2 protein-coding genes and 1 pseudogene are annotated in these 3,330 nt (G+C 74.2%); 2 read left to right on the forward strand and 1 reads right to left on the reverse strand.

Annotated features, from left to right (window positions below; all coding sequences use genetic code 11):
* Positions 1 to 84: 84 nt before the first annotated feature.
* Complete coding sequence (locus JNW89_RS31945) at positions 85 to 2,250, reverse strand: elongation factor G-like protein EF-G2 (protein WP_238451891.1); 2,166 nt, start codon at positions 2,248 to 2,250, stop codon at positions 85 to 87.
* A gap of 252 nt (positions 2,251 to 2,502) precedes the next feature.
* On the opposite strand from JNW89_RS31945, the gene pgsA reads away from it, so the two are divergent.
* Both pgsA and JNW89_RS31955 read left to right on the forward strand, forming a co-directional pair.
* Complete coding sequence (gene pgsA, locus JNW89_RS31950) at positions 2,503 to 3,123, forward strand: phosphatidylinositol phosphate synthase (protein WP_238451892.1); 621 nt, start codon at positions 2,503 to 2,505, stop codon at positions 3,121 to 3,123.
* Positions 3,120 to 3,330, forward strand: a pseudogene (locus JNW89_RS31955) (phosphatidylinositol mannoside acyltransferase); the annotation flags it as partial. The gene pgsA and the pseudogene JNW89_RS31955, both read left to right, overlap by 4 nt.

The raw sequence follows: 3,330 nt of genomic DNA on the forward strand, positions 1-3,330 counted from the left end.
GGGCACTTTCCGAGAAAGCGGTGGCCATTCCTCGCCGAATGGGCCGACGCTTTCTCGGAAGTGCTGGGTGAAGGGAGGGGTGGGTCAGGGTGCGGGGTGGTGTGTTCCTTGCGGAGCCTGCTCGGCGAGGTGGGCGGGCATCGGCTCGGTAGCGGGCGAAGTCGCGGGTGAAGGTGCCGGTGCGTGGGTCATCGAGCGCAGCTCGACCGCGTAGCGGAGCAGTTCGGTGGCGGGCACCTCGGCGCGGACCAGGGTGCGCCCGTCGGCGTCCGGGTCGGGCTCGGTGCCGAGCACCCGGCCGCGCCGGCCGGACAGGTCGCCCATCACCGCGCCGACGGAGCCGTCGGGCACCCGGATGACCACCTCGTCCACCGGCTCCAGCAGCGCCGGCTGCCCCTTCTCGGCGGCGTCGCGCAGCGCCAGCGCGCCGGCGGTCTGGAAGGCCGCGTCGGAGGAGTCGACGCTGTGCGCCTTGCCGTCGACGAGGGTGACCCGCAGGTCCACCACCGGGTAGCCGGCCACCAGGCCGCGTTCCATCTGCGCCCGCACGCCCTTCTCCACCGACGGGATGTAGTTGTGCGGCACCGCCCCGCCGACCACCCGGTCGACGAACTCGAAGCCTTCGCCGCGCGGCAGCGGCTCCACCTCGATGTCGCAGACGGCGTACTGGCCGTGGCCGCCGGACTGCTTGACGTGCCGGCCGTGGCCGCGGCCACCGGCGGTCAGCGTCTCGCGCAGCGCCACCCGCACCGGCTCGGTCTCCAGCTCGACGCCGCCGCTGCGCAGCCGGTCGAGGACGACGTCGGCGTGCGCCTCGCCCATGCACCAGAGCACCAGCTGGTGGGTCTCCGGGTTGCGCTCCAGGCGCAGCGTCGGGTCGCCGGCGACCAACCGGCCCAGATTGCGGGCCAGGGCGTCCTCGTCGGCCCGGCTCTTCGCCACGATCGCCACCGGCAGCAGCGGCTCGGGCATCGCCCAGGGGGCGACGAGCAGCGGCTCCTCCTTGGCGGAGATGGTGTCGCCGGTCTCCGCGCTGCCCGACTTGGTGATCGCGCAGAGGTCGCCGGCCACGCAGGCGGTCACCTCGCGCAGCGTCGCGCCCAGCGGGGTGTAGATGTGCCCGACCCGCTCGTCGGCGTCGTGGTCGGGGTGCCCGCGTTCGGCCATGCCGTGCCCGGAGACGTGCACCACCTGGTCGGGGCGGAGCGTGCCGGAGAAGACCCGTACCAGCGAGACCCGGCCGACGTGCCGGTCGACGGTCGTCTTGACCACCTCGGCGACCAGCGGGCCGTCCGGGTCGCAGCTCAGCGGCGGCCGGGGCGAGCCGTCCACGCCGGTGACCGCGGGCACCTCGTGCTCCAGCGGGGACGGGAAGGCGGCGACCAGGCCGTCCAGCAGCGCGTCCAGGCCCACGCCGCTCTCCGCGCAGACCGGCACCACCGGGTAGAAGTGGCCCCGGGCGACCGCCTTCTCCAGGTCGGTGATCAGCACGTCGGTGTCGATCTCCTCGCCGCCGAGGTAGCGGTCCATCAGGGTCTCGTCCTCGCTCTCGGCGATGACCCCCTCGATCAGCTCGTTGCGGGACTCCAGGATCGCCGGCAGGTGCTCCGGGTCCGGCTCGCGCACGGCGGCGGGCAGCCCGGCGGAGTAGTCGAAGACCCGGCGGGTGATCAGGCCCATCAGGCCGGCCACCGACACGCCGTCGTCGCCGAGCATCGGCAGGTAGAGCGGGAGCACGTTGTCGCCGAACACCCGCTGGCACAGCGCCACCGCCTCGTCGAAGTCGGCGCGCGGGTGGTCCAGCCGGGAGATCGCGACGGCCCGCGGCATGTCCACCGCGGCGCACTCCTCCCACAGGGCGGCGGTGGCCATGTCCATCCCGTCGGCCGCGGAGACCACGAACAGCGCGGCGTCGGCGGCCCGCAGGCCGGCTCGCAGCTCGCCGACGAAGTCGCCGTATCCGGGGGTGTCCAGCAGGTTGACCTTGACGTTCTGGTGCATGAGCGGCGCGCAGGCCAGGCTCACCGAGCGCTGCTGGCGTACCGCCGCCGGGTCGTGGTCGCAGACGGTGGTGCCGTCGGTGACGCTGCCGGCCCGGCTGATCGTGCCGCTGGCCGCGAGCAGCGCCTCGACCAGGGTCGTCTTGCCCGCCCCGGAGTGCCCGACGAGCACCACGTTGCGAACCCTGCCGGGCTCGGTCACCACCGGCGCCGCGCCGGTGACACCCTTCTCCTGGTTCTTCTGCGCCATCGCGGCGCACCTCCCTCAGCCGTGGTTGGTGGCGACCGCCGCTCGCGACGGGGAAGCGGGCCCGGGCGGGTGCCGCGGCGATATCCTCCGGTGCTCTCCTGGACGACGGGTACTCAGCCGGGTGGGCCGGTGAGCTGGCTCACCCCCACACCCGATCTCACACCCGTTACCGACCCGACACAAGCCTCCGCCACGCGGGTCGGACGACCGGCTGTGTCGCCGACCGCTGCCGGCCGTTATCGTGGGACCGCCATGGCGAAGATCTTCCAAGTGACGGCCCGCGCGGGGATGACCCGTGTCGTGGAGCCGGTCGCGCGCGGCCTGCTCCGCGCCGGCGTGTCCCCCAACGCGGTCACCGTGACCGGCACCCTCGGCGTGCTCGTCGGCGCCCTCGGCTTCGGCGCCCGGGGTGACCTGGTCGCCGGCGCCCTCATCGTGACGGTCTTCGCGCTCACCGACCTGCTCGACGGGACGATGGCCCGGATGAGCGGCGGCTCCACCCGGTTCGGGGCGTTCCTCGACTCGAGCATGGACCGGGTCGCCGACAGCGCCGTCTTCGGCGCGGTGGCGTACTGGCTGGCCACCGAGCACGAATACTCCGGGGTGGCCGCGGCGCTGCTCTGCCTGGCCGCCGGCAGCCTGGTCTCCTACGTCAAGGCCCGCGCCGAAGGGCTCGGCATGACCGGCAACGTCGGCATCGCCGAGCGCACCGAGCGGCTGCTGATCGTCGGGGTGGGCGGCCTGCTCACCGGGCTCGGCGTGGACCGCGCCCTGGAGGTCGCGCTCTGGCTGCTCGCCGCCGTCTCGATCTTCACGGTGGGGCAGCGCATGGCGCACGTGTACCGGCAGGCCCAGCTGGTCGGCAAGGAGTGAACCTCACCGAGCTCGGCTACGTCGCCGGCTGGCGCCTGGTCCGCGCGCTGCCCCGGCCCGTGGTGGCCGCGGCCTTCGCCGCGGGCGCGGACCGCGCCCACCGCCGAGGCGGCCCGGGTACGGCCCGACTGCGAGCCAACCTGCGCCGGGTGGTCGGCCCCGAGGTGCCCGAGCCGGAGCTGGACGCGCTGGTCCGGCGCGGGATGC

It is taken from the genome of Micromonospora sp. 4G55, assembly GCF_016803375.1.